21 protein-coding genes are annotated in these 26,986 nt (G+C 39.6%); 12 read left to right on the forward strand and 9 right to left on the reverse strand.

Features of this window, described 5'->3' with window-relative positions:
* Position 1: 1 nt before the first annotated feature.
* Positions 2-1,258 carry a hypothetical protein gene (locus tag AA650_RS16980; RefSeq protein ID WP_053539907.1) on the forward strand — a complete coding sequence of 419 codons (1,257 nt, stop codon included), beginning with the start codon at positions 2-4 and terminating at the stop codon, positions 1,256-1,258.
* Positions 1,259-1,320: 62 nt separating this feature from the next.
* On the opposite strand, the gene tsaE is transcribed toward AA650_RS16980, so the two are convergent.
* The 3 genes from tsaE to AA650_RS16995 form a co-directional block, all read right to left on the reverse strand.
* Positions 1,321-1,749, reverse strand: a complete 429-nt coding sequence (gene tsaE, locus AA650_RS16985; protein ID WP_053539908.1) for a tRNA (adenosine(37)-N6)-threonylcarbamoyltransferase complex ATPase subunit type 1 TsaE — start codon at positions 1,747-1,749, stop codon at positions 1,321-1,323.
* 210 nt (positions 1,750-1,959) lie between these two features.
* Positions 1,960-2,760: a Uma2 family endonuclease gene (locus tag AA650_RS16990; RefSeq protein ID WP_053539909.1), complete on the reverse strand. Its 801-nt coding sequence runs from the start codon at positions 2,758-2,760 to the stop codon at positions 1,960-1,962.
* Positions 2,761-2,816: 56 nt separating this feature from the next.
* Positions 2,817-4,190 carry a gluconeogenesis factor YvcK family protein gene (locus AA650_RS16995; protein ID WP_053539910.1) on the reverse strand — a complete coding sequence of 458 codons (1,374 nt, stop codon included), beginning with the start codon at positions 4,188-4,190 and terminating at the stop codon, positions 2,817-2,819.
* 191 nt (positions 4,191-4,381) lie between these two features.
* Between AA650_RS16995 and ruvC the strand changes: the two genes are divergently transcribed.
* From ruvC to AA650_RS17015, 4 genes are all read left to right on the forward strand, one after another.
* Positions 4,382-4,873 carry a crossover junction endodeoxyribonuclease RuvC gene (gene ruvC, locus AA650_RS17000; RefSeq protein ID WP_053539911.1) on the forward strand — a complete coding sequence of 164 codons (492 nt, stop codon included), beginning with the start codon at positions 4,382-4,384 and terminating at the stop codon, positions 4,871-4,873.
* A gap of 160 nt (positions 4,874-5,033) precedes the next feature.
* Positions 5,034-5,327 carry a hypothetical protein gene (locus AA650_RS17005; protein ID WP_081424259.1) on the forward strand — a complete coding sequence of 98 codons (294 nt, stop codon included), beginning with the start codon at positions 5,034-5,036 and terminating at the stop codon, positions 5,325-5,327.
* A 72-nt stretch (positions 5,328-5,399) separates the two neighbouring features.
* A complete protein-coding gene (locus tag AA650_RS28105; RefSeq protein WP_199924279.1) occupies positions 5,400-5,612 on the forward strand; it encodes a hypothetical protein in 213 nt (70 codons plus the stop codon).
* Positions 5,554-5,928 carry a hypothetical protein gene (locus tag AA650_RS17015; RefSeq protein WP_199924280.1) on the forward strand — a complete coding sequence of 125 codons (375 nt, stop codon included), beginning with the start codon at positions 5,554-5,556 and terminating at the stop codon, positions 5,926-5,928. The genes AA650_RS28105 and AA650_RS17015 overlap by 59 nt, the downstream gene beginning before the upstream one ends.
* Before the next feature lie 7 nt (positions 5,929-5,935).
* Here AA650_RS17015 and AA650_RS17020 read toward each other — a convergent pair whose 3' ends face one another.
* The 6 genes from AA650_RS17020 to AA650_RS17040 form a co-directional block, all read right to left on the reverse strand.
* Entirely contained in the window at positions 5,936-6,190 is a 255-nt protein-coding gene (locus AA650_RS17020) for a hypothetical protein (RefSeq protein WP_199924281.1), read from the reverse strand.
* A 192-nt stretch (positions 6,191-6,382) separates the two neighbouring features.
* Positions 6,383-6,853 (reverse strand): PAM68 family protein, encoded by a 471-nt coding sequence (locus AA650_RS17025; protein ID WP_053539916.1) that lies wholly within the window; start codon positions 6,851-6,853, stop codon positions 6,383-6,385.
* A 12-nt stretch (positions 6,854-6,865) separates the two neighbouring features.
* Positions 6,866-7,135 carry a 30S ribosomal protein S15 gene (rpsO, locus tag AA650_RS17030; protein ID WP_027404050.1) on the reverse strand — a complete coding sequence of 90 codons (270 nt, stop codon included), beginning with the start codon at positions 7,133-7,135 and terminating at the stop codon, positions 6,866-6,868.
* A 154-nt stretch (positions 7,136-7,289) separates the two neighbouring features.
* A complete protein-coding gene (locus AA650_RS17035; protein WP_053539917.1) occupies positions 7,290-7,700 on the reverse strand; it encodes a YggT family protein in 411 nt (136 codons plus the stop codon).
* Positions 7,701-7,789: 89 nt separating this feature from the next.
* Positions 7,790-7,945, reverse strand: a complete 156-nt coding sequence (locus tag AA650_RS28110; protein WP_148762249.1) for a lmo0937 family membrane protein — start codon at positions 7,943-7,945, stop codon at positions 7,790-7,792.
* A 209-nt stretch (positions 7,946-8,154) separates the two neighbouring features.
* Complete coding sequence (locus tag AA650_RS17040) at positions 8,155-8,631, reverse strand: hypothetical protein (protein ID WP_053539918.1); 477 nt, start codon at positions 8,629-8,631, stop codon at positions 8,155-8,157.
* A 127-nt stretch (positions 8,632-8,758) separates the two neighbouring features.
* Here AA650_RS17040 and AA650_RS17045 point away from each other — a divergent pair, with 127 nt between their 5' ends.
* The 7 genes from AA650_RS17045 to AA650_RS17075 all read left to right on the forward strand — a co-directional run bounded on the left by AA650_RS17045 (position 8,759) and on the right by AA650_RS17075 (position 26,943).
* Positions 8,759-10,012, forward strand: a complete 1,254-nt coding sequence (locus tag AA650_RS17045; RefSeq protein ID WP_053539919.1) for a hypothetical protein — start codon at positions 8,759-8,761, stop codon at positions 10,010-10,012.
* A gap of 870 nt (positions 10,013-10,882) precedes the next feature.
* On the forward strand, positions 10,883-11,791 hold the full coding sequence (locus AA650_RS17050) for an IS982 family transposase (protein WP_053539920.1): 909 nt from the start codon (positions 10,883-10,885) through the stop codon (positions 11,789-11,791).
* A 696-nt stretch (positions 11,792-12,487) separates the two neighbouring features.
* Complete coding sequence (locus AA650_RS17055; protein WP_081424261.1) at positions 12,488-12,805, forward strand: helix-turn-helix domain-containing protein; 318 nt, start codon at positions 12,488-12,490, stop codon at positions 12,803-12,805.
* A gap of 176 nt (positions 12,806-12,981) precedes the next feature.
* The gene (locus tag AA650_RS17060; RefSeq protein ID WP_053539921.1) at positions 12,982-13,920 is read left to right on the forward strand and encodes an NAD-dependent epimerase/dehydratase family protein; all 939 of its coding nucleotides are present in this window, start codon (positions 12,982-12,984) and stop codon (positions 13,918-13,920) included.
* A gap of 806 nt (positions 13,921-14,726) precedes the next feature.
* The gene (locus AA650_RS17065; RefSeq protein ID WP_053539922.1) at positions 14,727-16,379 is read left to right on the forward strand and encodes a type I polyketide synthase; all 1,653 of its coding nucleotides are present in this window, start codon (positions 14,727-14,729) and stop codon (positions 16,377-16,379) included.
* Positions 16,380-16,483: 104 nt separating this feature from the next.
* Positions 16,484-20,431: an acyltransferase domain-containing protein gene (locus tag AA650_RS17070; RefSeq protein ID WP_053539923.1), complete on the forward strand. Its 3,948-nt coding sequence runs from the start codon at positions 16,484-16,486 to the stop codon at positions 20,429-20,431.
* 35 nt (positions 20,432-20,466) lie between these two features.
* Positions 20,467-26,943, forward strand: coding sequence for a non-ribosomal peptide synthetase (locus AA650_RS17075; protein ID WP_199924282.1), 6,477 nt, complete (start codon positions 20,467-20,469; stop codon positions 26,941-26,943).
* Positions 26,944-26,986 lie beyond the last annotated feature (43 nt).

Below are 26,986 nucleotides of genomic sequence, written 5' to 3' on the forward strand. Positions count from 1 at the left end.
CATGGGATATCGGCAAAAAGACAGACAGAAATCTTCTCACAATTCCAGATTTAGTAAGATTAAGAACTTTATTATTACTAAGTCTGGTTTAATTCGGACAAAATTTAATAATATTAATCATAATTTTCTCCAGCAATTGCCAAATCTAAAACAATATCTAATCCAGCAAAAATCATCTTTCTTGGTGATAATATTGCTTGTGGTTTTATGTATTATTACTATTGCGGCTATTGTCCCTGGAAGTCATATATTTGAAGGTAATCTTATTTTTAAAGAAATGAGTTTTACTTATGATGATAATCAACCTAAACTTTTTATCGGCAATATTAAAAATATTAAAGAACTAGAAACCGAAGGTAAGCAAAAATTAACTTTTACTGGCAGTTTTCAAAGTGAATCTTTACCAGAAATTAATAAATTAAATTCCTTAGAAATCCAACTTACAGAACGGGAAAGTAAAATAATTATTACTCCAGCCAATTCTAATATAGAAAGCGAAATTAATCTCAAGGAATTACGACTACAACCACAAACAAGAATAGCTAGACTAAATTATGATTTTTATCGTCAACAATTAGCTTTTTCTCTGCTTCCCAATTCTCAAAATAATCCCAATCCCTTAGAAATATATTTAGGTGAACAGCCTATCAAAGTTATTATAGAAGGCTATAAAATCCCTAGTTTAAAATTACCAAAATCACAAGATGATCAAGCACAATTAGAGTTTATTGTCAACCCCAATAATAAAGAATTTACCTTTAAAATTCAAGAAAATACTGATATTTATCTTACTCTATCAAAACCGCCAAAATATGAATCAGAACAATGGTTTAGAGGCAAAATAAAAACTAAAGATGTCACATTTACTCACGTAGATAAAAATGGTGGCAACCTGAGAGATGATTTAGAAATATCTACCATTGTCGAAGGTAAAATTCGCATGGCAGAACAGGATAGAGAAATTAAAGAAAATCAGTTTCTGATGGGAGAAGACACTAATAAACCGTTAAATATTCAACTTATCCGCAATCTGCAAATAATATCTGATAAAAAAGGTATAGAAGCACGTTTTTCTGGTAAAACCAAACAAATTCAAATTGGACTAGATCAAGATTTTCCTGTTTCTAGTATCCAAGGTAGTTGGTTAGATGGGGTGCTACCTCGTGATGCCATTATTGCCCTATTTTCCTTTGGCGCTGCTACAGTTGCCAATCTTCTTTCTTGGTTATTTAGTAACACCAATTCCCGCAATCCATAATATTTGTTTAACAGGAGAATGTTTAATTATATCAAGTCCGTTGTTCGTACCTCAAAATTAAATTAATTTACAGCAATAATTTCGGCTTGACGGCTGCCATTTTCACCATAGTTTAAACATACCTTTAAGTAACTATCTGGTAGATATGGCATTCGTTCAGCCCATTCAATGGCGACAATTCCCGGTGTTACTTCTATGCCTTCCCAGTAACTTTCTAGATTCAAGCCTGTCACTTCTTGAGGTTCTAGACGGTATAAATCCAAGTGATAAAGGGGAATGCGCCCTTCTGGGTACTCATTAATCAAAGTAAAAGTAGGACTAACAATAGAGTCAATTATTCCCAAACCTTTACCAATCCCTTGGACTAAGGTAGTTTTACCAGCACCTAAATCACCTTCTAGCAAAATCACACTTCCAGCAGTCAAAGTTTCTCCAAGGGTAATACCTAATTGCTGTGTTGCTTCTATATCTGGAAGGAAAATTTTATTCATTGGTAATTGGTAATTGGTAATTGGTAATTGGTAATTGGTAATGTCTAAGAGGGTGTTTGAAAAGTTTTGAATGTATAGACTGACCCCTCTCCAAACCTCTCCCCTGCAAGGGGAGAGGCTTTAAAACCCCCATTCCCTTGCAGGGAAGGGGGGTAGGGGGGTTAGGTTTTTGGAGATTACTGGTTTGATATAATACTTTTTAAACAACCTCTAAGCATTATCCAGTGTATCGGGATTAACGCCTAAATCACGCAACAGTTGTCCTAGTTGTTCAACTTTTCTTTTTGCTTCTATTGTTTCTTGTTCAGCAAGAATAACTCTTTCATTAGCCGCAGCCGCTTCTTCTGTTGGTTCAGGAATTAATTCTCCTGTTAGTGTGAACCACCTTAACCATGACTTGGGAATATCTCGAAATGTCCCTTGCCATAATCCCAAACTTAAACCTAATTCTGGCATTGGTAAGCGTCCTTCAATCATATTCATAGGTTCATAATGACCACCTACTAACTGAAATGCGCGGACTTCATTGGTGTAGCGGCTAAAAACAATATAGTAAGGAATTCTTAAAATCCGTTCATAAACTTCCCATTTTGTGGGAGGTTTACCTATCTTACTTTCCCTATTACCTAAATCTTCATCTTCTGTACCAGGAGATAATAATTCTACAACTACAAAAGGGTTTGCTGGTTCTTGCCAAGTGACATAACTTAAACGTAAATCTTGACCATTATATAATTTTGGGACTCCTACTACACCAAACCAATCTGGGCGTTTATACCATAAAGGATTTTGCAGATCATAATAAAGATTCAGATCAGCCGCACTATAAACAATTTCTGGATTCCAGTTTATGGGTTGAAATGTTAAATATAAAAGTAAAGGTTGTAAAAAATGAAAGTCGTCTGGCAAGCCTTTTTCCTCTGGGTTCTCGCTAGGTAAATCATACATTGTCGGTAAAGTTTCCCAAGGGGGAAGGGGTGGTTCAGTTTGAGAAATGATCGAAGAAGTCATAAATATTTTAGGTTGGTAATTGGTAATGGGGAAATATATTTCCCCGTCCCCAGTTTTTACTTCCCGTGATGCGCTCCACTGTACCATTTTAATAAGACTTTGGCTAGTTTTTGGGGGTCATGGCGAACAGCACCATATTCATCTTCAAATAAAATATTAGCAGGAACTATTCGCCGTCCTAATTGGGTGACAGATTCTCGGTCTAAAAAGACTGGATGGGCATTTTGTTGGGCATAACGGATAAGTGCTTGGGCTGAGGGTGTTTTTTTATGAACTAATACGGCATCGAATAACCTTCTACTGCCACAAGCGTCATCTATGGCTTGAATATGTTCAGCAACGCTATATCCATCAGTTTCTCCTGGTTGGGTCATGATATTGCAGATATAAATGCGGGGTACATTGGTAGCGGCGATCGCATCGGCAATTTCTCCAACTAACAAATTAGGAATTAAGCTTGTATAAAGACTACCCGGACCAATAATAATGTAATCAGCTTCTTGAATGGCTTTAATTGCCGCGGGAACTGCCGGTGGATTTTCAGGAATACAACCAATTTTGACAATTTTTCCCGCAGCTTTGGGAATATTCGACTCACCCTCAATGCGGCGGCCATCTGCCAATTCTGCCCAGAGACGGACATCACTGAGGGTAGCAGGTAAAACTTGTCCTCTCACCGCCAATACTTTAGAACTAGCAGCGATCGCTTGGACTAAATCTCCAGTAATATCAGTCATGGCAGTTAAAAACAAATTACCAAAACTGTGACCTGTTAAACCATCTCCCGCCCGAAAGCGATATTGAAATAATTCCGTCAGTAATTTTTCTTCATCTGCTAACGCCGCCAAACAATTGCGGATATCACCCGGTGGTAAAACGCCAAATTCTTCGCGCAGTCTCCCAGAAGAACCGCCATCATCTGCTACGGTGACAATAGCAGTAATATTAGCACTATAAGTTTTTAAGCCTCTGAGTAAAGTTGAAAGTCCAGTCCCACCACCAATAACCACAATTTTCGGACCCCGGTATAAACGACGATGTGCCAATAGGACATCTATCAACTCCTCTTCATCACCAATAGGTCTGAGAACTTCCGTAATTGAACCAACAGTGCGAGATTGTCCCCACAGCACCAACAGCACACCAGATACCAGGAGTACCGGACCGCTGATATAGTTGGGTAAAATGTCAGCCAGGAAACCCAAAAGACCTTTCAGCAATTCCAGTATCCAAAAAATCGGGGTTAATTTTACCCAAATAGCCAACCCCAAACTGGCTAAGAAAACACCCCCAATACTGATAAGTAACCAGCGTTTCACAGCTAATCCAGGAGACAACCATTTGCACCATTGGTTAACCCGATAGGAAGTGCGACCTTGGGACTGTAGCTGTAGCGAATTAATGGCTTGTTTCAGAAAACCGATAAACATACCTAATAGGGAAAGTTGGTACAAACAATATTTAACAAAAAATTTACATCACCTGGTTTCCACACTAAGGGAAAACCATCACATTTATTCAATCCTTCATCATCACCGAGTAGGGGCGCAGGGCCTGCGCCCAGTTAGGAGTCAGAAGAAGGAAATACCAATCACCAATTACCCCAGTTATCAAGAATTTTATGAAAAAGCGAATTTTAGGAATAGATCCAGGACTAGCAACTGTGGGATTTGGGGCAATTGATTGGCAGCAAAGTCAAACAAAAGAACAACAGACAACGGTACAGATGGTTGATTTTGGCGTAATTCGCACCAGTGCCGATATGGAAATGAGTCAACGACTATGCACATTATTTGACGATTTACACACCGTCATGGAGGATTTACAGCCGGATTTAGTAGCCATTGAAAAATTATTCTTTTATCGTATGGCAAATACCATTGTTGTGGCACAAGCTAGGGGTGTACTGATGTTAGTTTTAGGACAGCGTAAACTCCCTTATGTGGAATTTGCACCTCCCCAAATTAAGCAAGCTTTAACGAATTATGGTAAAGCAGATAAGTCAGAAGTGCAAGAGGCTGTGATGCGGGAACTGGATTTAGATGAAATTCCTCGACCTGATGATGCGGCAGATGCTTTAGCGGTAGCATTAACGGCTTCGTTTCAGTTGTGATTCGTATAAAAATAGAATAGTTAATTTAGTTTCCTCACAGGTACAAATAAAAGCCTTTGGTAAGGAACAATTATTTAGCGGTGTTAGCAAGATCTCAGCCCTGGCTGATCCGGGAAATGATGTAATTGAACTAAGTAGGTTGGCGTTGAAAATTGTCGTTATGGCAAGGCAAAAGGCACTCATGCAAGAGGCAAGAGGCAAGAGGGTTTGGGCGATTTTACGTTTCTTTACACAGTTTGGTTTTATTGTGTTCACCTACTTATCAGATAGTTTATCAATTACCACCGATATTGATGGCGGAAGTGGAGACGATATTATTTCTGGTGGCGCTGTTGGTGATATCCTCAAAGGTGGAGAGGGTAATGATGTTTTAGATGGCAGAGCAGGTGATGATAATCTCACCGGAGAATCAGGAGACGATCGCCTATTTGGTGGAGATGGTGCAGATAAGTAGGTGAACACAATAAAACCAATCTATGTAAAGAAAAGTAAAATCCCCCAAACCCTCTTCACTCTTGCCTTTTGCATGAGTGCCTCTTGCCTTGCCATAACGACGATTTTCAATGCTAACCTACTTACATTAACTGGTAAGGAGGGTAATGATCAGTTAGTAGGAGATGCTGGCAATGACAGTTTATTAGGTAATGAAGGTGATGATAATCTCCAAGGGAGAGCAGGTGATGACATCCTTTCTGGCGGTGATAATAACGATCAATTACAGCGATTTCCAATCATATAAGGTACATCTTAGCCCCCTCATCGCAAGCGATGAGGGGGTTGCTGCTTGGGGAGATTACGATAATAACGGTACATTAGATTTGTTATTATCTGGGGAAGCAAAAGTTACGCGATCATCACTTACTTTGGATGGAGTTAATGATTATGGCAGTATTCCTAATTCCGACAAAATCAACTTTAATACTAATGATAATTTCAGCGTAGAAACTTGGGTTAAAGCAGATCCAAACCAGCCTGATCAACAAAATAAGACTTATTTTGACAACCAGATCCTCGAAAAATGGAATGGGCTAGTACACTGCGGCGTAAGTGAATGAACCATTTTCAAGCCTTGTAATCAATCAAATTTTCGGAAGTTTTAATGGTTGTGTTATTTACGCCAACCTGTACTAAGTAGGTGAACACAATAAAACCAAACTGTGTAAAGAAACGTAAAATCGCCCAAACCCTCTTCACTCTTGCCTCTTGCCTCTTGCCTTTTGCCTTGCCATAACGACAATTTTCAACGCCAACCGACTTAGCATCTTTTTTGGAGATGTCTATTAGGCCAAGAAATAAACTTTGCTGATTGTTTAACAATTTCAACGGATCAAAAATATCTTTTGTTAAATATATAAATAAAAATGTAGCGCCAGGTACTTTTTGCTGAATATTGGGTATAAACCAGAAAAATACAGTTTTTTAAACTTGAAGTTAAAGCGGTCAAAATTCCACCTCAACAATCATTTTCCAACTTACCCCATATTACAGTTATTACCTTGACGCTGCTTATTAGACGTTCTTTTTCTGGGTATCACGCCAAACTTCGGTCATCCTTCCCCAGTTAGTGCTAAATTCATCCAAACCCATAATAGTTCCCGGTCTTTCCTCATCCCAAGAAGCGGAAAGAACACCATAGGTAATTCCCAACACACCTAAACCAAACAATCCCATATTCACCAATAAAACGGCGATAGGGGGAAGTTGGATATCAGCCAAGGTAACTAGTAGATAGCTAACTACCAAACTAGTAATACCTAAAAATGTGGGGACACCACAAAACCCAGCCACTCGGCGAATCATGCGTTGACTGACCACTTCAGGAATCGCCATTTCTTGTTTAGAATAACGGCGTTTCTGTTGCGATTTTTCTTGAGGTTCTTTGGTTTTGATAACGGGTTGACTAATAGCCTTAGCGGGTTTTGGACGCTTTTTGTTTGGCTCGAAAGGCAATGGACTACGTTCCGATTCTTCAGCAGCCATAAGAATTAGTTCCTAACCGCGAATACCAAGACGAGTAATTAAAGCTTTATATTTTTCTTGACTACCTGCTTGGATATAAGCTAGAAGACGCTTTCTTTGGCCAATCATCTTCAATAGTCCTCTACGGGAGGAATGGTCTTTCTTATTAGCTTGCAAATGTTGACTGAGGCGGTTAATGCGGTCAGTTAGCATTGCAATTTGGACATCAGCCGAACCAGTGTCGGTTTCATGAACTTGATATCCAGAAATGAGTTCTTGTTTGCGCTGTTGCGTCAGAGCCATGATCGGTTAAATTGTGATTGTTTTTAAATTTGTGTAGCAGTTTCCTATAATATCACACCCATCCATTGGTGTGGCAAATTCCTCTAGGACTCTTGACACTCTTAGGGCTTAACAATAGTAATGAAATTAAAGCCTCTCATTTTTCAACTTTTCTCTACCGACCATAGAGAAATTTGACCAGCCATAGAGCGAGCCAGCCTAATAGAGCATACACGATGATTGCAATTAGGACATTGATATCAAAAACATTCGCTCCACCTCCAGCAACAGGACTAATTAACAAGGTGGAAAATGGCGCAATGAAGGGATCAGAAAGATTGTAAATAAACTGGGCAAAAGTATTTTGCGTATTTGCCCCGGAAAAACGTAGAAAGAAGCGTAACATCAGCAAGATTTCCAGCATTCCCACTAGAAGGTAAATGCTATTGATAATCCAGGCAAATATAGATCTGCGTTTGCTAGATTCAAGTCGTCCCTCCTCCTGTTGCAATCGGAAAGTTTCTTCTTCACTGCGAAGTTCTTGCCTTCGCGCAGAATTGCTTCGTTCATGAGGATTTCTATTCATAAGTTTGAGATTTTTATTAATATGGCTATAACTTCAGTGCTTGTATTCAAACCTCAGATACCTCAGATACAGCCTTGCATCCTCAAAAATTAGACTATGCGGCGACCAATTAGTAAATTGTAAACTATTCCAATTAGAGCTAAAACTAAAAGCAGATGAATTAAGCTACCTCCGACATGAACCGAGAATCCTAACAGCCAGAGGACAAAGAGTACAACAGCAGCCGTCCAAATTAGATTAATCATATTTGCCTTTATTATATAGTGTGTTACTACAGAAGTCTTTGGTTATGCAAATATCTTATCTGAACATGATTAAATCTCAATCCTCAAGAAGAGATAGTCCAACAGAAAGAGAACAAATTTCATCATCAGCACTCTTTTTTTTGGCGAAGATATTGAGGAGAGAGACGGTATTTTTGCTGCTGTTGCTAAATCTTGAATCGAATCTAATATTACTCCGGTGATTTGAGAGCTTGATCTAAAACTTGTCTAGCTTGTTCTGCTTTTCCCCTCGCTTCCTGGTAACGCAGATTAGCTTGAGCAAAATTTTTGAGAACTTTAAAACCTTCTTTAAGATGGGTTATTTCTTCCTCGGTGACAGATTTATCGGAAAACAGGACATCAATGGCTTGACGAATTTCTAAGGCTTCGGTGCGTGATTCTTGGACTTTTAACTTCAGGGAAGCTAAATTACTGAGAATTTGCACTGCTTGGGTAATTTCGTCTTCACGGCTAGAAGTATCTGTAGTTGGTTCTTTCACCTCAATTAATTGTTGCGGACCAAATCCCTCTTCTAGTTCCGTTGGTAATTCACCAGCCTCCATGAGTTCCATTAACTGATCCATGGCTTTATCACGGGCTTTAGCGGAATCTTTACCAGGAACTGTAAGGATAAGTTCTGGGCTTTGAGCGAGACTGTACTGAACCATAGGTGTATATATAAATCCTATCTAATTTGTGAAAAGTATGATGGCAACTAAGAACCGCAAAGAAAAGAAATTTCGCTTCAATTATACTGAATAAAGGTAAACCAAAATATAACAAAAGGGAAGATTTATGACTCCCAATCCCGCTATTATGCGTTCTGTGGAACAACTAGGCTACCGAGTCACGGTTGGTGATGTAGCCACCCAGATAGGATTAAATATAGCTGAAGTCAATCAAAGTTTATTAGCCCTTGCTGCTGACGCTGGGGGACATTTACAGGTTGCAGAATCAGGTGATGTTGTTTATCAATTTCCTCGCAATTTTCGAGATATTTTACGCAATAAATATTTGCAAATACGGTTGCAGGAATGGTGGAAAAAAGTTTGGTCTGTGCTATTTTATCTGATTCGGATTTCCTTTGGCATCCTTTTAGTTGCTTCTATCTTGCTGATTACTGTGACTATCATCATTATTATGACTGCTAGTTCAGATCGGGATGATGATAATCGCAGTAGTTCTAGAAGTAATAATTTCTTCTTTTTTCCGGATTTATTCTGGTATTTTAGCCCAAATTATGGTGATACCCGGCAAGAAAGACGGAGGGAACGGGGCGAAGGTAGTGAAATGAATTTTTTTGAGGCTGTGTTTTCATTCTTGTTTGGTGATGGTGATCCTAATGCCAGTTTGGAAGAACGCCGTTGGGAAGAAATTGGGGCTGTGATTAGTAATAATCAAGGTGCTGTGGTTGCAGAACAAATTGCTCCTTATTTGGATGATGTTGGCGAAAAATATCAACAAGAATATGAGGATTATATGTTGCCTGTGCTGGTAAGATTTAATGGAATGCCCCAGGTAAGTTCTGACGGGCAAATAGTCTATTATTTCCCAGAGTTACAAGTAAGAGCTAGTAAAAAGCAACGGCGTTCAATATCTGAATATCTCCATGAATTTTCCTGGAAGTTTAGTGCAGCTAGTTCTGGGCAAATTCTCCTCAGTGCTAGTTTAGGAGGAGTGAATTTTGTTGGAGCTTTAATTTTGGGCAATTTATTAAGAAATGGCACAATTGCGGCTCAAATTGGCGGATTGGTGGCTTTTGTGCAGGGTATTTATGGATTGTTATTGGCTTATGGTACAGGGTTTATTGCTATTCCCTTAATTCGGTATTTCTGGATTAAGCGACGCAATGATCAGATTTCTACTCGCAATCTTCAACGCCAAGAACGGGCTAGATTATTAGCGGGTGCGGATGCTTCTTTACGGAAAAAAATCGCTTTTGCTCGTGAATTTGCCACAGAAAAAGTTATTGGTAAGGAAGATGCTGTTTATTCCACAGATACAGATTTACTCGAACAGGAATTTCAGAATAAGCAAATAGGTGATTAGTAATTAGTCATTGGTCATTAGTCATTGGTCATTGGTCATTGGTCATTAGTCATTGGTCATTAGTCATTGGTTGTTATGCTCAAAACGGTTGAGAGATGGACTTTTACGAAATTACGAAAAACCTAGATTTGTAGGGGTAAAGCAAGAGCTTCATTGGTGTCAACTTAACGTAAAACCTCTATCCCGCAAAGAACTCAAGTCATCTCATTCCCAGTCAGAGACTGGGAATGAATTCTAGAAGGCTCTGCCTGCCTTCAATAATATTAGAGGCAGAGCCTCATCAACTGCATTCCTAGTCAGAGACTAGGAACGAGATGTGGTAGGGATTTGAGCTTAAGTTGACACCAATGAAGCTCTTGCTTTACCCCTACAAATCTAGGTTTTTCGTAATTTCGTAAAAGTCCAGGTCCCAACCGTGTTTAGTATAAGCCGTGTTGGGTATAATAAATATCTCTATCTTCCCTGTGTAAGCGTTCACAGGGGTACTTGGTGACTTAAATACCGTGAAATAGAATGTGTGAAGTAGTTACAGCTATGAAAATCACAAGTTAATCCATCTGGAGTACAAATGAATAACTACGCAAAACATAGTCGTATTTATGACTTATTTAGGGGCAGAAATTTGTGGGAGTAAAGATACCTGAGTTCGACGGAAGAGAATAACTTACAAGTGTTGACTGGAAAGAGTTTCAGGATTAAATGAATTTTTAGCGGTTATCAATAATTTCCGGTTATTGACAATTTCTTGGGAATAAATAATATAAATTGTAAATTTTTCTTAAAAACCATTAAATAACATTACTAATCATACTCAAGATTGTACCAAAGATTTAAGAATAAAGTAGTTGTTTGAGCAAGGAAAAATGGACAATGGAATTAGAACAATTATTTTGTGCAATAGATGATTTCTGTTTGGATTTTGAAGCAAAATTGAACTCAGAACTAATTTCGAGCCAGTCACAAAAAAGAAAAAGAAAAAGTCGCTTATGTTTAAGTGAAGTCATGACTATTATTGTTCATTTTCACCAATCAAGTTATCGTAATTTTCAGGACTATTATCAAAAAAGCATTTTAACAAACTACCACAGATATTTTCCATCTTTAGTGAGTTATAATCGCTTTGTTGAATTAATGCCTGATGCTTTACTGCCTTTAATTTGTTATCTTAATAGTCGAAAAGGTCAATGTAGTGGCATCTCTTTTATTGACAGCATGGGTATTCCTATTTGTCATAATAAAAGAGCAAAAAGAAATAAAGTTTTCCGTGGCTTATCGGGCTGGGGCAAGAGTTCTGTGGATTGGTACTTTGGATTTAAACTTCATTTAATTATTAATGAACAAGGCGAATTATTAGCTTTTCAAGTTACTCCCGGAAATGTTGATGACCGGAAACCAGTTCCTACTTTGGCACAAAATTTATGGGGAAGACTTTTTGGAGATAAAGGATATATTTCTAAAAGTTTATTTCAGGAACTATTGGAAAATGATGTGAAATTAATTACTCCTTTTAAGAAGAATATGAAGAATAAATTAGTTGAATTGTGGGAAAAACTTATGTTAAGAAAAAGAGCTTTAATTGAAACTGTCAATGACCAACTATGGCTACGCCACGCAGGCTATCAAAATATTTCCCAAGTTGTTCATTCTCGTCATCGCAGTATTTATAATTTTATGGTTAATATTATTGCTGGTTTAATTGCTTATACTTGGCAAGATAAAAAACCTTCTTTAAAATTAGATAAACATGAAGTAACTTCTCTACCAGCTTTATTAATTTAATTATTTTCATGCAATTAAATTGTGAGTCCAAAATATTCAATTTTGGATTGTTTTCTCTTGTTTATTTATTGTCAATAATCATTGCTAATTGAGAAAAGCCCGATATAATTAGTTTTCAGGATGATTATTTATATCGAACTCAGGTGAGGTTAAAATTCCCTCAAAGCTTTCGCCCAACAAATTCTTGGCGGCATCTGTACACCGAGTTAGTGTAATTTGAAAAAAGGTTACTAATGGTGTAACGGCTGTCCACCATCGGGAGCCGGGTGCGGTGAAAATCGCACGCCCGGATCTAACTGAGAGGGGCAGGGAATAATATCCCTCCTCGACTCAACCAAGGAGCAAGCTAAACAGTCAATTGAAAAATATTCTGACTTTCTACTGGAAAAGGTAGAAGCTGGTTCACAGGTGCGCGTAGATATTAAACAACTTAAACGTTCCAGTGACGATAAACTCACTGATGAATTAGTTGAGTCATTATTATTTTTACCAGAGAAAAATCATAATATCTAACTTTTGATAGATGACAATGTATTTACTTAGTGCATATTTCAACTTTATACAAGTTAAAAATGAGGAAAAATAGAAAATCAGCAAATTTTCCTGAATTTAGCTGTTTTTGCTATTGCCTTTTTTTTGGGAATGTGTTTATTATCTTAAAAGATATAATACTTGTTACATCAAGCAATAAACCAGATGTTGAAAAAACCATTGCTGGTCAAAAAAACCGAAATTGGGGGGCTAATTCGGGAGTTTCGCCTGTTGACTGGACTTACCCAGGAACAGTTCGGCGCTTATCTAGGCGTAACCTATGCCACTATTAACCGTTGGGAAAATGGGCGATCTAAGCCCTCACCTATGGCTATGGACAAGATTGAGCAGAAGCTTAGAGAAGTGGGAGAACAAGGTAAGGTATTGAGGTTCTTCTGTTCTTTTTATGGAAAACCTGGTTCAAAATCATTGGAAGCCATATTGTGTGAGCATTTCATCGAAAATACGGGGATAATTGTTTAGAACCCTTATCCCGTAAGAGTTCTGTTATAATCAATCCTCAATCACCATAAAAGAGAGGCAAGAGCCGATATTGATTGGAATAAATCAATATGATGTTGTTGTTTGTGTATGCTTCCACTACCCATTTGAGTTCTTACTAAAGAACTCAAAAAAAGGACTTATCAGGAGAAAAAGATTTGTTAGGTAAAGAACTACATATAGTTTTCGGTACTGGACCCCTAGGTACAGCAGTGCTAAAAGAATTACACAGTCAAGGTAAACGAGTAATATCTGTGAACCGTAAAGGATTTGCAGATGTTCCCAACGGAGTTGAGGTGGTGAAAGGTGATGCTACTGATGCCAACAGTGTTCGTTCGATTTGCCAAGGTGCGATCGCAGTCTACAATTGCGCTAATCCACCTTATACTGAATGGGTCGAGAAGTTCCCACCTATCATGAATGGTATTATTGATGGTATTGCTGGAACGGAGACAAAAATTGTTTTTGCTGATAACCTTTATATGTATGGTTCAGTGTCTGGCAAGATTGTGGAGAATCTGCCATATAGAGCTACTGGTTCCAAGGGGCTTATACGTGCTCAAATGTCGATGAATTTGATGGAATCTCATAAAAAGGGCAAAGTACGTGCCACAATCGGTCGTGCGTCTAACTTTTTTGGACCTGGTGTCCTGAGTTCCTCAATGGGAGAAAGAGTTTTCGCATCTGCATTACTTGATAAACCAGCTGAAGTTCTAGGTAATATTGATGTACCTCACACATATACCTTTATCAATGATTTTGCTAAAAGTTTGGTAATATTAGGCGAGCATGAAAAGGCCTTGGGGGAAGTTTGGCATATTCCAAATGCAGAGACGCTAACTACGCGCCAGTTTATCAACCTGATTTTTAAAGAAGTTGGAAAAACTCCAAAATTCAGTGTAGCTCCCAAATGGTTTTTTAAAATCTTGGCGACTTTTGACCCTATGATCCGCGAGTTGGAAGAAGTGATGTATGAATTTGATGAGCCTTTTATTGTCGAACACACCAAGTATGAAAAGGCTTTTGGAGCAAAGCCAACCCCACATAGCAAAGCTATCACACAGACTTTATCATGGTATCGCCAGCGGTTAGCTTAAACAGTAGAAGCCTCTCACCTACCCGATAGGGAGGTGATGAGATGAATACGCGGAAGTGACGAATTGCCCAGCGAGCAAAATTAAGCGCAGCTTAATCAGTGTTGTTGGGCGATGTTAGCGAAGCGGCACGAAGTGCGGGATGAACACTTTGTTGATTTTTTTTTAACTACTTGATATAATCTTCAACAGTAGGTGTAACTCAATTAAATGCACCAGAAGCAGCCTATCAAAAAAGTTAAAAATTATCTTAAAAAGTCCCTAGGGTATAGGGCTTTAAAGCTCGGTTAATGTCTTCATAGAGGAGTCGCCGAGAAGCCCACACTCACCTGAAAGGGAGTGTGTGGAGTATGCCACAACAGACATCAAAATCTGAATCTTAACAGCAAATTTCATCTTTAGAACTTTGTACTCAAATAAGAGTATTGGTTCTCTAGTAGGTTTAAGGCTTTATTTTAAAGCGCAGTTTTGGTTTTTAACTAATAATTTGGCATAACAGGTAAGCTGTTACGCATTTGCTTTTTTTGCCTAAAAGCCTTACTACAAGGACTCTAGGCTGCAAAATATTAAATTTAGCTGCGTAACAGCTTACTGAAAAACCTGAGTATTGCTTATATCTAGTTATCATCAAAATTTGCACATATTTGTGAGCAATTATGACCATGATTTAAATGCTAATTTTAGTTATTTAAAACTTAAATGTATGAAATATTTAGTTTTAAAATTTCCAAATTCAGCATATTCATAACTTTGGCACTAGTAGTCTGTCAAGACTATTTACTAATCATTCAGACTTATAAATCAAAAATATGGTATTAAGTTCAAATTGCAATGAAGTAAACTTAAGTGATTCAAATAGTGACAGCAGCAACAGCAATCCTACTACAAGCTACCAGATTGCAATTGTTGGTATCGGGTGTCGTTTTCCTGGTGGAGCTAACAGTCCTGAAGACTTTTGGCGAGTTCTGTGTGACGAAACAGATGCAATTACTGACGTACCATCTGACCGCTGGGATATTCGCAGTTTTTATGATCCAGATCCTACAAAACCAGGTAAAACATCAACATATCGCGGTGGATTCATTGAAAACATATATGATTTCGATGCTCAATTTTTTGGTATTTCTCCGCGTGAAGCTGCATTGTTAGATCCTCAACAACGTTTACTATTAGAAGTTTGCTGGGAAGCCTTTGAAGATGCGGGAATAATACCCGAGTATTTAGCTGGAAGTAATACGGGCGTATTTATGGGGGGATTTACCCTCGATTATAAAATATTACAGTTTTCCGAGAGTAACTATCATTTAATGGACTCTCATACAGCGACTGGGTCAATGATGACTTTGTTAGCTAATCGACTATCTTATATGTTTGACTTGAGAGGACCAAGTATAGCACTCGATACTGCTTGTTCTTCCTCACTAGTTGCGGTACACCTTGCCTGTCAGAGTATCCTTAATGGTGAATGTGATCTAGCTTTGGCGGGTGGGGTCAACGTGATGATCAAACCAAATTATACTATTGCAGAGTCAAAGGCTGGAATGCTATCTCCTGATGGTCGCTCTAAGGCCTATGATTCTCTTGCCAATGGCTATGTTCGAGGTGAAGGAGCAGGGATTGTTGTATTAAAACCCCTATCAAAAGCTGTGGAGGATGGCGATCCTATTTATGCGGTAATTCGGGGAACTGCTGTGAATCAAGACGGACACAGTTCTGGAATTACGGTTCCCCGACGTGAATCCCAGGAAGCGCTACTATGGGAAGCCTATCGTCGAGCGGGCGTTTTACCTGCTCAAGTGCAATATGTGGAAGCACATGGAACTGGAACACCTGTTGGTGATCCTTTAGAGGCAAATGCACTAGGAACTGTGCTATCTACTGAACGTCCAGATGGACAGGAATGTTATATTGCTTCAGTTAAGACCAACATTGGACATACCGAAGCAGCAGCAGGTGTCGCTGGATTAATTAAAGCATCGTTGGTTCTTAAGCATCATAAGATTCCAGCACATTTACATTTCCAAAAAGCTAATCCCGATATTGATTTTCCATCACTAAAGTTAAAGATACCTACGAGCCTAGTTCCTTTTCCAGAAACTGATGGATTTGCCATTGCAGGTGTGAACTCATTTGGTTTTGGTGGTACTAATGCACATGCTGTATTGCAAGAAGCACCAATTACTCAGATAGGTATTCCTGGTGAAGAAAACCTTGACCCCAATTGGGGATATCTACTGCCTCTATCCGCTCGGAGTCCTCAAGCACTCCAAGATTTAGCGAGAGCTTACCGTAAGCTTCTAACAGACGGGGTTTTTACCAATAACACATCTTTGCATAACTTCTGTTATACTGCCAGCCTACGACGGACTCATCATCAGTACCGTTTGGGGGTAGTAGGTAAATCGTACACAGATATGGCGGATTTACTTGCAGCGTTCCTACAGCGATTTCCAATCATATAAGGTACATCTTAGCCCCCTCATCGCTTGCGGGGAGGGGGTTGGGGGTGGGGTTCTTGTTCCGGGTTTGATGACAATTTGCTGTAAATGGTGAATCACGTGCAGAGATGGCTATTGGAAATCAAGCCATACCTAAGAATCAACAAGTCGTTTTTGTGTTTTCTGGCATGGGTCCCCAGTGGTGGGCAATGGGTCGTCAACTCCTAATGGCAGAACCTATATTTAGGCAAACCATTGAGGAATGTGACACGATTTTACAATACTACGCAGATTGGTCACTGTTGACAGAATTAACTCGTGACGAGGAACATTCTCGCATTGAAGAAACCCAGATTGCTCAACCAACTAACTTTGCTATTCAAGTTGCTCTGGCAGCATTATGGCGTTCTTGGGGAATTGAACCATCTGCAATTGTGGGTCACAGTGCTGGTGAACCTGCGGCTGCTTACGTAGCAGGGGCACTAAGTTTAAAAGATGCGTTAAAGGTTGTTTTTCATCGTAGCCGGTTACAACAACAAACGGCAGGTCTTGGAAAAATGGCAGCGATTGGACTTTCTTACGAAGAAGCCCAACAATTATTAGTAGGCTATGAAGATAGGTTGTCAATTGCAGCTATTAACAGTCCTACTTCTGTGACTCTTTCAGGTAATGAAGCAGATTTAGAAACAATTAGTAAGGTCTTAGAGGACAGAAAGGTATTCTTCCGTTTATTGCGTGTGAATGTGGCATATCACAGTTCCACAATGAACCCATTGAAAGAAGAATTACTGGAAGTTCTACAAGACATTGAGCCACAAACACCAATTATTCCTCTCTGGTCTACAGTTACAGGCCAAAAAGTGGATAGACCAGAACTAAATGAGATGTATTGGTGGCAAAATATGCGGCAGCCTGTATTTTTCGCTGCCTCTATGAATAAGTTGGCGGAGGCAGGTTATGACCTCTTCCTAGAAATTAGTCCTCACCCAGTACTAGCAGGTTCCATTTCTGAATGTTTCATCAGTCAAAATCGGAAAGCTACTGTACTTACTTCTATACGACGCAAGGAAGCAGAACGCCAAATTATGCTTACCTCCTTGGCTGCGCTATATACCCAAGGTTGTAAAGTCTCTTGGCAGAGTTTTTATGCTTATGGACAACACGTATATTTGCCATTGTATACTTGGCAACGTGAGCGTTACTGGCATGAATCCCCAGCTTCTGAACAGTTACGTTTAGGGAAACAAATTCACCCACTTCTTGGTCAAGCTTTGGAATTACCCTATCCTTCGTGGAAACTAGATCTGAACAAACGGTATTTGGCTTACCTTGATGACCACCGTATTCAAAATGCTGTAGTATATCCTGGCGCAGCATACGTGGAAATGGGTCTTGCTGTGGCTAAAAGGTTTTTTGGTGAAGGTATTTACTCAGTTGACAACATTGAATTCAAAAAAGCACTGTTTTTACCTGAGAAGGACTTATTAACTGTTCAGTTAACGCTAGATCCAAAAGATGCATCGTTTAGTGTTTACACACGTCAGACGCACAGTCAAAATGATTGGACACTTCATGCTCAGGCTAAACTGCATCTACGACAATTTGTTACCAAGTGTATTAATATCCATGAGATTCGTAATCGTTGTTCAAAAGAGGTTTCCAAGCCAGATTTGTATCACAAGTTAGGCGAGGTTGGCTTTCAATATGGTCCTCAATTTCAGAGAATAGAACAGATTTGGCTAGGTGCAACAGAGGCCTTGGGACAAATTCATATGCCTGACCTCATGGAAATTAACAGCCAAGATTACGAATTGCACCCAATAATTCTTGATTCGTGTTTTCATGTCCTAATTGCGATCGCCTCTTTAGGAGATATAAATCAACATAATTCAAGTGTATACCTGCCTATTAGTATCCAAAGTGTGCGAGTTTATAATCGTCCTCGTCCCAATATGTGGGCTCATGCTCGGGTGATTGAGCAGGGTGACAAGATTCTGACGGGCGAAATACAACTGTTTGATGAAAAAGGTAATCTCTTAGCAGAAGTTCTAGGTTTTCAAGCCCAATCCATTGAAAGTGCAGGTAAAGGACTTTCTCAAAATTTGGATAGTTGGCTCTATGAATTGGAATGGCAGCCCAAACCCAGAGTTAATGACGAAAATACCCCACAGAACTCCTTTAAAGAACAACCAGGAAGTTGGTTTATCTTTGCAGATCAAGGTGGAGTAGCACAGAGGCTCGTTACACAATTGAGGGAGCGGGGCGAAAACTGTATCATTGTTGTTCCAGGAGAATCTTACCAAGCCTTAGAACCAGGTCACTACTCTATCAATCCATCCTATCCAGACGAGTTCCAAAACCTGTTACAAGATGCTATAGACAACTCCAATCTACCCTGTCGGGGTTTGATACATCTATGGAGTCTAGATACAGTTGCATCAGAAACAATGACAGTAGATGCACTGGAATCAGAACAATTATTAGGTTGCGGTACAATACTGCACTTGATTCAAGCATTAGTTCAGAGTGGCTGGCGCAATCACCACAAATTATGGGTGGTAACACGGGGAACTCAGCCTGTAGCAGATAGTGAAATAGTCTCATTAGCTCCTGCCTCACTTTGGGGTTTATCAAGAGTTGCTAGTTATCAAGAACATACCAATATATGGGGAGGAATTATTGATCTTGACCCAGTACACTCTGATGATGAAATTTCAATGTTATTGGCAGAAGTTTGGAATCCAGATAATGAAGACCAAATTGCCTTCCGAAATCAACAGCGATATTGTGTCCGATTAGTAAGTACTCAGAAGCCAACTTCAGTTTTTCCTAGTCAGTTTCGTCCCGATAGTAGTTATCTGATTACCGGAGGACTTGGAGATTTAGGCATCTTGGTTGCTCGTTGGCTAGTTGAACGTGGAGCTAGACATTTAATCCTTGTCGGACGTGATAAATTCCCATCTCGCCAGATGTGGAATCAACTAGAAGCCGATAGCCGTCTTGCTGTGCGAATCTCTGTCGTACGAGAATTAGAGGCAATGGGAGCCAGTGTACATTTGGCTGCTGTTGATGTGGCAAATGAAGCTGAAGTAGCAGAATTTCTAGACACCTATCAACAGGAGAACTGGCCTCCCATTAGAGGTGTGATTCACTCGGCAGGACTAGTCAGAGATGAACTTTTGTTGAATATGGAATTAAAGAACTTCAATAGCGTGCTTAGACCTAAAGCTTTGGGTGCTTGGGTGCTACACCGCTTATTTGAAAATGTTTCCTTAGACTTCTTCGTCCTCTTCTCTTCTGTGGCTTCCGTAGTGGGAACAATGGGTCAAGGAAATTATGCTGCTGGTAACTCCTTCATGGATTCCCTAGTCCACTATCGTAGAAGCAAAGGATTGCCAGCCCTAAGTATTAATTGGGGTCCTTGGGGCGAAGTGGGAATGGCAAGTCGTCTAGATTTAACTGACTACTATGCCCAACGAGGCATTGGCATTATTAGACCCAAGGATGGGATAGAAATCCTATCACGGCTACTCAATTATGACTTACCCCAAGTTACGGTTGTGCCGGCAAACTGGGCTTTGGTTGCTAATATGTACCCGACGGGGACAACGGTAAGAATCATTTCTGATTTATTGGCAGAAGCTCAAGAAAAAAGCACTACTCAAGGTGATACTACCGTCATTAGCGAAGGCCATTTTATTCAACAAATTTTTGCGGTTGAAGCATCACAGCAAACATCATTGTTGGAAACTCACATCCAAGAATTAATATCTCAAGTTCTGCGAATCGATTTATCTCGTCTCAACTTAGAACAATCATTGAATGCTCTGGGATTGGATTCCATGATGGCGATTGAGTTGAAGCAGCGCATTGAAATCAGTGTGGGAGCAAGTATCGCCGTAGTTGATTTGCTCAAGGGTTCTAATATTAGGGAGATTGTCACAATTCTTATGCCCCAAATACAGGAATATCAAAAACTAGCAAGTCAAGAGGATATAGGTAAACTTCTATCCGATTTAGAACAGCTATCGCCAGAAGAAGCCGAGAGATTATTTGCCGAAATTCAGCAGCAGTAATGGTACATACTCAAATAAAAAAAGGAAAGGTTATCATGGATAAAATTACAGAACGTCTACTACAGTTTTCTCCTGAAAACCGCGCCTTAATTCTTAAACGTCTAAGGAATAAAATTGAAGACAATGCCAATAAATCTATTCCTGTTGTCATTAGGGAATCCAACATTTTGCCATTGTCATTTTCCCAAGAACATCAATGGTTTATTGAACAGTTTAATCCTAATAGCCCCTTATATAATCTTCCCAATATTGTGAGGATGAAAGGGCATTTGAATATTGATGCCTTAGAAAAAAGTTTCACGGAGATTGTTAATCGCCATGAAGTTCTTCGAGCAACTTTTACTTTGCTGGACGGACAACCTGTTCAGATGTTTTCTCCACCACAATCGTTAACCTTGCCGATTTTGGATCTCAGCCACCTGAATGAAGAAGACCGCGAGTATCAGTTTAAGCAACTAGCCAGTGAAGATTCCCGTCGCTCTTTTAATTTATCTACAGGACCATTATATCGAGCTTCTCTATTGCAGCTAAGTGATGAAGAGCATATTTTACTCATCAATTTCCATCATATTGTATTTGATGCTTGGTCTTCAGGTGTACTAGTTCGTGAGTTTACAGCACTTTACAACGCTTTCAATAATGGACAGCCATCCCCGCTGCCAAAACTGCCAATTCAGTATATAGATTTTGCTCAGTGGCAGCAGCAACAACTCCAAGGCAGTTTGATGGAGAAACAGATCTCTTACTGGAAAAAAAAGCTGGCAGGTGATCTTCCTATTTTGGAACTGCCCGCTGATCGGTCTCGTCCATCTGTGCAAACATTTCACGGTGCTGTCTATTCGCTAACTTTACCAAAGTCTTTATCTGAATTAATTGTAGGGATTAGTCGTCAACAAGAAGTAACGTTATTTATGGCGTTTCTAGCGGCTTTTAAAGTTTTACTTCATCGTTATACAGGACAAGAAGATATTATTGTCGGCTCTCCTACCTCTGGACGCAATAATCCTCAAACTCATGATTTAATTGGTTTCTTCGTCAATACATTGGCACTAAGAACAAATTTTTCTAAACAACAAACGTTTAGTGAGTTATTAGCACAAGTGCGTGAGGTTGCTTTAAGTGCTTTCTCTCATCAAGATTTACCTATCGGCAAGGTTGTTGAAGCCTTACAACCAGAACGTTCTAGCAGTCATTCTCCGCTATTCCAGGTAATGTTTACCTACCAGAATACCCCTATGCCAGATCTAGATTTTTCGGGAATGACTGTTACTTTAGAACAGAATGCTGGTGATACCGCTAAATTTGATTTGTCGCTGGATGTATTTGAAAATGTAGAGGGTTTTGTTTGCGTATTTGAGTACAATACCGATCTTTATAATGTAGACCGCATTACTCGATTGGCCGGACACTTTCAAAAACTTCTTGAAGGCATTGTTGCCAATCCTGAACAAAAGGTTTCTGAATTGCCTCTGCTGACCAATGCAGAATATCAACAGATTTTTACAAAGTGGAATTTTACAGAAATTAGCTATCCCCAAGAATGTATTCATCAGTTGTTTGAGACTCAGGTAGAAAAAACACCAGATAATAAAGCGATCGCTTATCAAGAGCAATATTTAACTTACCAAGAGTTAAATCAAAGATCAAACCAACTAGCCCATTACTTACAGAAGTTAAAGATTGGCCCCGATGTACTAGTAGGTATTTGCTTAGAGAGATCTGTCGATCTGGTCGTTGCAACATTGGGTGTCCTCAAAGCAGGTGGAGCTTATGTTCCATTAGATGTTAACTACCCCCAAGATAGGCTCGCTTATATGATAGATGATACACAGGTTCCTGTTCTGCTGACCTACAAGTATCTGTCAGATAAGCTACCTCACAATAACGTCAATGCTATCTATTTAGATACAGAGTGGCCATTGATCGCTCAAGAAAACGCGGAAAATCTCCATATTGAAGGGACGACATCAGCGAATCTAGCTTATGTCATTTATACATCAGGTTCTACGGGCAATCCTAAAGGAACAATGGTTCAGCATGGAAGTTTAGTCAATGCTTACCGAGGCTGGGAACAAACATATGCTCTGCGCTCTGCGACAACCTGCCATCTCCAGATGGCCAGCTTCTCATTTGATGTATTTACAGGAGATTGGACTAGAGCATTATGTTCTGGGGCAAAACTCTTACTTTGTCCATCTGATCTGTTATTAAACCCTGAAGGGCTATATAACCTGATTGTTCAGGAAAAAGTTGACTGCGCTGAGTTTGTGCCTGCTGTATTCAGGAATTTGATTAAGTACTTAGAAAAAACTCAGCAATCGCTAGACTTTATGAAAGTTTTAGCTATTGGTTCTGACAGTTGGTATGTCAGAGAATACAAACACTTTCTGCAATTTTGCGGTTCCCAAACTCGTTTGATTAACTCCTACGGGCTTACTGAAACTACAATCGACAGTTCTTATTTTGAAGATTCTGTTGATGATTTATCCCTGGAAGAAATGGTTCCAATTGGTCGTCCATTTCCCAACACAAATATTTATCTACTGGATCGGAATCAGCAGCCTGTACCAATTGGTGTCCCTGGGGAGATATACATTGGTGGAGCAGGTATTGCCAGAGGTTACTTAAACCAACCAAAATTGACAACAGCTAGATTTATCACTAATTTCTTCAACCAGAAGTCGAGTTTATGCATCTATAGAACTGGTGATTTGGCGCGCTATCGCACAGATGGCAACATTGAAATGATGGGGCGCATAGACAACCAGGTCAAAATTCGTGGTTTCCGTATTGAATTAGGTGAAATAGAAACAGTACTGTGTGAAAACGAAGGGATACATCAGAGTGTGGTCATTGTTCGTCAAGATTTATCTGGTGATAAACGCTTAGTCGCCTACGTAGTTCCTACAGCAAACATCACGGTTTCTGCTCTAGATTTGAGAAACTTCCTTAAAGGTAAATTACCGGACTATATGATTCCGGCTGCCTTCATAATTTTGGAAACTCTGCCTCTGTCACCATCAGGTAAGATAAATCGTCGCGCTTTACCTGCACCTGATTGGAGCAGTAACGATTTCAAAGAAACTTATGTCGCTCCTCGCACAGCAATTGAGGAAGTACTAGTAGAAATTTGGCAACAGGCACTTGGTATTAATCGCATCGGCATTCAAGATGATTTCTTTAACTTAGGAGGTCACTCTCTGCTAGCAATGCAGATAATTTCTAATGTGCGCGAATCATTTGAAGTACAAATTCCTTTACAAAAGTTATTTCAAGCATCCACTGTAGTTAACTTTGCCAGTGTAATTGCAGAACATCAAGGCAAACAGCAAGAATTTAGTAACTATCCAGATGCGATCGCAATTCCAGAGGAATGGTATGAGCCGTTTCCACTTACAGATATTCAGGAGGCTTATTGGGTTGGTCGTAACGAATTGTTTGAAATGGGTAATGTTTCAACTCATAGTTACGACGAACTGGAATTCAAAAATTTAGATGTGGAAAACTTGCACCTAGCTTGGCAGCGATTGATTAAACGTCATGGAATGCTAAGAGCAATTGTGCTACCAGATGGCCAACAAAAAATTTGGCGGGATGTTCCCGACTATAAAATTGAGGTTTTGGATTTAAGTGGCAAAGCTCCTGACGAAATAGAATCCCAAATTGAAACTATTCGCCAGCAAATGTCACATCAGATATTCAAAACTCATCAATGGCCACTATTTGAGCTTCGTGCGACTCTTTTAGATCAGCAAGTTGCCCGACTGCACTTAAGTACAGACGCACTCACCTTTGATGCCTGGAGTTTTATCCTCATTATCAAAGAGTTATCGCAACTTCTTGATGATCCCAAGGCTTTCTTGCCTCCTATAAATCTATCCTTCCGAGATTATGTCCTAGCAGAACAATCTATTAAATTTACAGAAGACTATCAACGTTCTCTAGCTTATTGGCAGACTCAAATAGTAACTTTACCACCGGCACCAGAATTACCCCTGGCAAAAAATCCCAGTTCCTTGAACGAACCCCACTTTAGCCGACTGCATTCAACTTTAGAAAAAGAAACCTGGACTAAACTTAGAACCAAAGCAACAAGATATGGATTAACACCAACAGGATTATTACTTACCGCTTTTTCTGAGGTGCTTGCTCTTTGGAGCAAGAATCCCCAATTTACATTGAATCTCACTTTCTTTAATCGTCTCCCCTTGCATCCAGAGGTGAACGATATTGTAGGTGAGTTTACTTCCTTGACGCTATTAGCTTTAGATTACTCAGTGCGGGATTCATTTCTAGATAGGGCCCGGCGTACCCAGGAAAAACTGTGGAATGACCTAGAGCATCGGCATGTTAGTGGCATCCAAGTATTACGGGAACTGAATCGTCGTCAGGGAGGGGTGACAAGGGCAAAGATGCCAATTGTATTTACCAGTGCTCTAACACTTCCAATTCCCGATATAGAATCTTCTCCCATTGCCCTACGTCCGGTATACGGTATCACCCAAACGTCTCAAGTATGGTTAGATCACCAGGTTTGGGAAGAATCAGGAACATTAATTTTTAACTGGGATGTGGTAGAGGAAATATTCCCAGAAGGATTACTACAGGATATGTTCACCGCTTACTGTGAATTGTTGCATCGACTTGCCAATGAAGATGCTATTTGGCAAGAACCAACACTATATCTACTACCACCTGCTCAGTTTCAGCAACAATTACAGGTTAATGCTACTGAAGAAAAAATGTGTGCAAATTTACTGCATACTTTGTTTACTTCTCAGGCATCCCTGCAACCAAAAGAAGTAGCAATAGTTACACCCCAAAACAGACTGACTTACGAAGAAGTTTACCGTCAGGCAAATAGAATTGGTCGTCGTTTACGGCAATTAGGAGCGCGTCCAAACACATTAGTTGCTGTAGTCATGCAGAAAGGTTGGGAACAAGTAGTGGCAGTGTTAGGTATTTTGCAATCTGGTGCTGCCTATTTGCCAATTGATCCTGAACAACCTCAAGAACGTATTTGGTATCTTATAGAACAAGGACAAGTACAATTAGTTCTCACACAGTCTTGGCTTAATACTTTTCTAGAATGGCCTCAAGACGTTCAGAGATTGTGCGTGGACAACAACGACTTTATAAATATTAGTGACCAACCACTAAACACAGTACAAGGAGCAAACGACTTAGCTTATGTTATTTTCACATCAGGCTCTACTGGGTTACCGAAAGGTGTGATGATTAACCATCGTGGTGCGGTCAACACTATTGTGGATATTAACAAGCGTTTTCAAGTAACAAATAAAGACCGGGTATTTGCAATATCTGCATTGAACTTTGACCTGTCAGTCTACGATATTTTTGGCATACTTGCAGCGGGTGGAACAGTTGTCATCCCTGATGCTTCCAGTAGACGAGATCCCAGTCATTGGTTACCACTCATGATACAGGAGAAAGTAAGTTTATGGAACTCAGTTCCAGCTTTAATGGGAATGTTGACAGAATACACTCAGTCTCAAGGTAAATATCTACCTGAATCTCTGCGTCTGGTGATGATGAGTGGTGATTGGATTCCTCTTTCTTTACCAAATGAAATTAAAGAACTATCAACCGATGTGAAGGTGATTAGTTTGGGAGGTGCAACTGAAGCGTCAATTTGGTCAATCCTCTATCCTATTGAAATAGTTGATACGAATTGGTCTAGCATTCCCTACGGAAAACCTATGGCTAATCAGAAATTTTACGTATTGAATGATGTCTTAGAACCATGTCCTGTATGGGTATCAGGACATCTTTATATTGGTGGCGTTGGATTGGCTATGGGCTACTGGCGAGATGAGGAGAAAACCCACGCAAGCTTCATTGTCCACCCCAAAACTGGATTGCGATTATATCGAACAGGTGACTTGGGTCGCTATCTACCAGATGGAAATATTGAGTTTTTAGGCCGACAAGACTTTCAAGTAAAAATCCAAGGCTATCGAATCGAGTTAGGAGAAATTGAGAAAGCACTAGTACAACATTCAAAAATACAAGATGGGATTGTTACCACGGTGGGAGAGACCAAGGGCAATAAAAAGCTAGTCGCCTATATTCTTCATCAGAATGAAGATGCCTTCGACGAGCGGGAATTACGTAATTTTCTCCGTGAGAAACTTCCAGAATATATGATACCTTCACTATTTACGGTTTTGAAAGAATTTCCACTCACATCCAACGGAAAAGTGGATCGTAAAGCTCTAGCTAATTCGACTTCTATCAATTTCCAGATAGAAAAACATTTTGTCCCTCCTCAGACTTCTATTGAAAAGAAACTGGCTACAATTTGGTCAGAAATGCTCCAAGTAGACTCGGTAGGTATCGAAGATAATTTCTTTGAGTTGGGAGGTGATTCTATACTTTCGATTAGGTTGATTTTACATATACGTGAGGTATTTCAAGTTGAGTTACCATTGAACAAACTTTTTGAAACACCAAACATCGCTAATTTAGCAGGTTACATCGAAGGCTTTTAATGTTTTAATATAGCAGATAAGTAAGTTAGCGTTACATATGTTG

It is taken from the genome of Anabaena sp. WA102, from assembly GCF_001277295.1.
Taxonomy (GTDB): domain Bacteria; phylum Cyanobacteriota; class Cyanobacteriia; order Cyanobacteriales; family Nostocaceae; genus Dolichospermum; species Dolichospermum heterosporum.

What these genes read in the sequence shown, in the direction of transcription:
- AA650_RS17035 (WP_053539917.1), bottom strand. Translation starts at nt 7,700, where the DNA reads ATGAATAGAAATCCTCATGAACGAAGCAATTCTGCGCGAAGGCAAGAA.
- AA650_RS17015 (WP_199924280.1), top strand. Translation starts at nt 5,554, where the DNA reads ATGACATCCTTTCTGGCGGTGATAATAACGATCAATTACAGCGATTTC.
- AA650_RS16980 (WP_053539907.1), top strand. Translation starts at nt 2, where the DNA reads ATGGGATATCGGCAAAAAGACAGACAGAAATCTTCTCACAATTCCAGA.
- AA650_RS16995 (WP_053539910.1), bottom strand. Translation starts at nt 4,190, where the DNA reads ATGTTTATCGGTTTTCTGAAACAAGCCATTAATTCGCTACAGCTACAG.
- AA650_RS28105 (WP_199924279.1), top strand. Translation starts at nt 5,400, where the DNA reads ATGAGTGCCTCTTGCCTTGCCATAACGACGATTTTCAATGCTAACCTA.
- AA650_RS16990 (WP_053539909.1), bottom strand. Translation starts at nt 2,760, where the DNA reads ATGACTTCTTCGATCATTTCTCAAACTGAACCACCCCTTCCCCCTTGG.
- rpsO (WP_027404050.1), bottom strand. Translation starts at nt 7,135, where the DNA reads ATGGCTCTGACGCAACAGCGCAAACAAGAACTCATTTCTGGATATCAA.
- AA650_RS17025 (WP_053539916.1), bottom strand. Translation starts at nt 6,853, where the DNA reads ATGGCTGCTGAAGAATCGGAACGTAGTCCATTGCCTTTCGAGCCAAAC.
- tsaE (WP_053539908.1), bottom strand. Translation starts at nt 1,749, where the DNA reads ATGAATAAAATTTTCCTTCCAGATATAGAAGCAACACAGCAATTAGGT.
- ruvC (WP_053539911.1), top strand. Translation starts at nt 4,382, where the DNA reads ATGAAAAAGCGAATTTTAGGAATAGATCCAGGACTAGCAACTGTGGGA.
- AA650_RS17045 (WP_053539919.1), top strand. Translation starts at nt 8,759, where the DNA reads ATGACTCCCAATCCCGCTATTATGCGTTCTGTGGAACAACTAGGCTAC.
- AA650_RS17005 (WP_081424259.1), top strand. Translation starts at nt 5,034, where the DNA reads ATGGCAAGGCAAAAGGCACTCATGCAAGAGGCAAGAGGCAAGAGGGTT.
- AA650_RS28110 (WP_148762249.1), bottom strand. Translation starts at nt 7,945, where the DNA reads ATGATTAATCTAATTTGGACGGCTGCTGTTGTACTCTTTGTCCTCTGG.
- AA650_RS17040 (WP_053539918.1), bottom strand. Translation starts at nt 8,631, where the DNA reads ATGGTTCAGTACAGTCTCGCTCAAAGCCCAGAACTTATCCTTACAGTT.
- AA650_RS17050 (WP_053539920.1), top strand. Translation starts at nt 10,883, where the DNA reads ATGGAATTAGAACAATTATTTTGTGCAATAGATGATTTCTGTTTGGAT.
- AA650_RS17070 (WP_053539923.1), top strand. Translation starts at nt 16,484, where the DNA reads ATGGCTATTGGAAATCAAGCCATACCTAAGAATCAACAAGTCGTTTTT.
- AA650_RS17065 (WP_053539922.1), top strand. Translation starts at nt 14,727, where the DNA reads ATGGTATTAAGTTCAAATTGCAATGAAGTAAACTTAAGTGATTCAAAT.
- AA650_RS17055 (WP_081424261.1), top strand. Translation starts at nt 12,488, where the DNA reads ATGTTGAAAAAACCATTGCTGGTCAAAAAAACCGAAATTGGGGGGCTA.
- AA650_RS17075 (WP_199924282.1), top strand. Translation starts at nt 20,467, where the DNA reads ATGGATAAAATTACAGAACGTCTACTACAGTTTTCTCCTGAAAACCGC.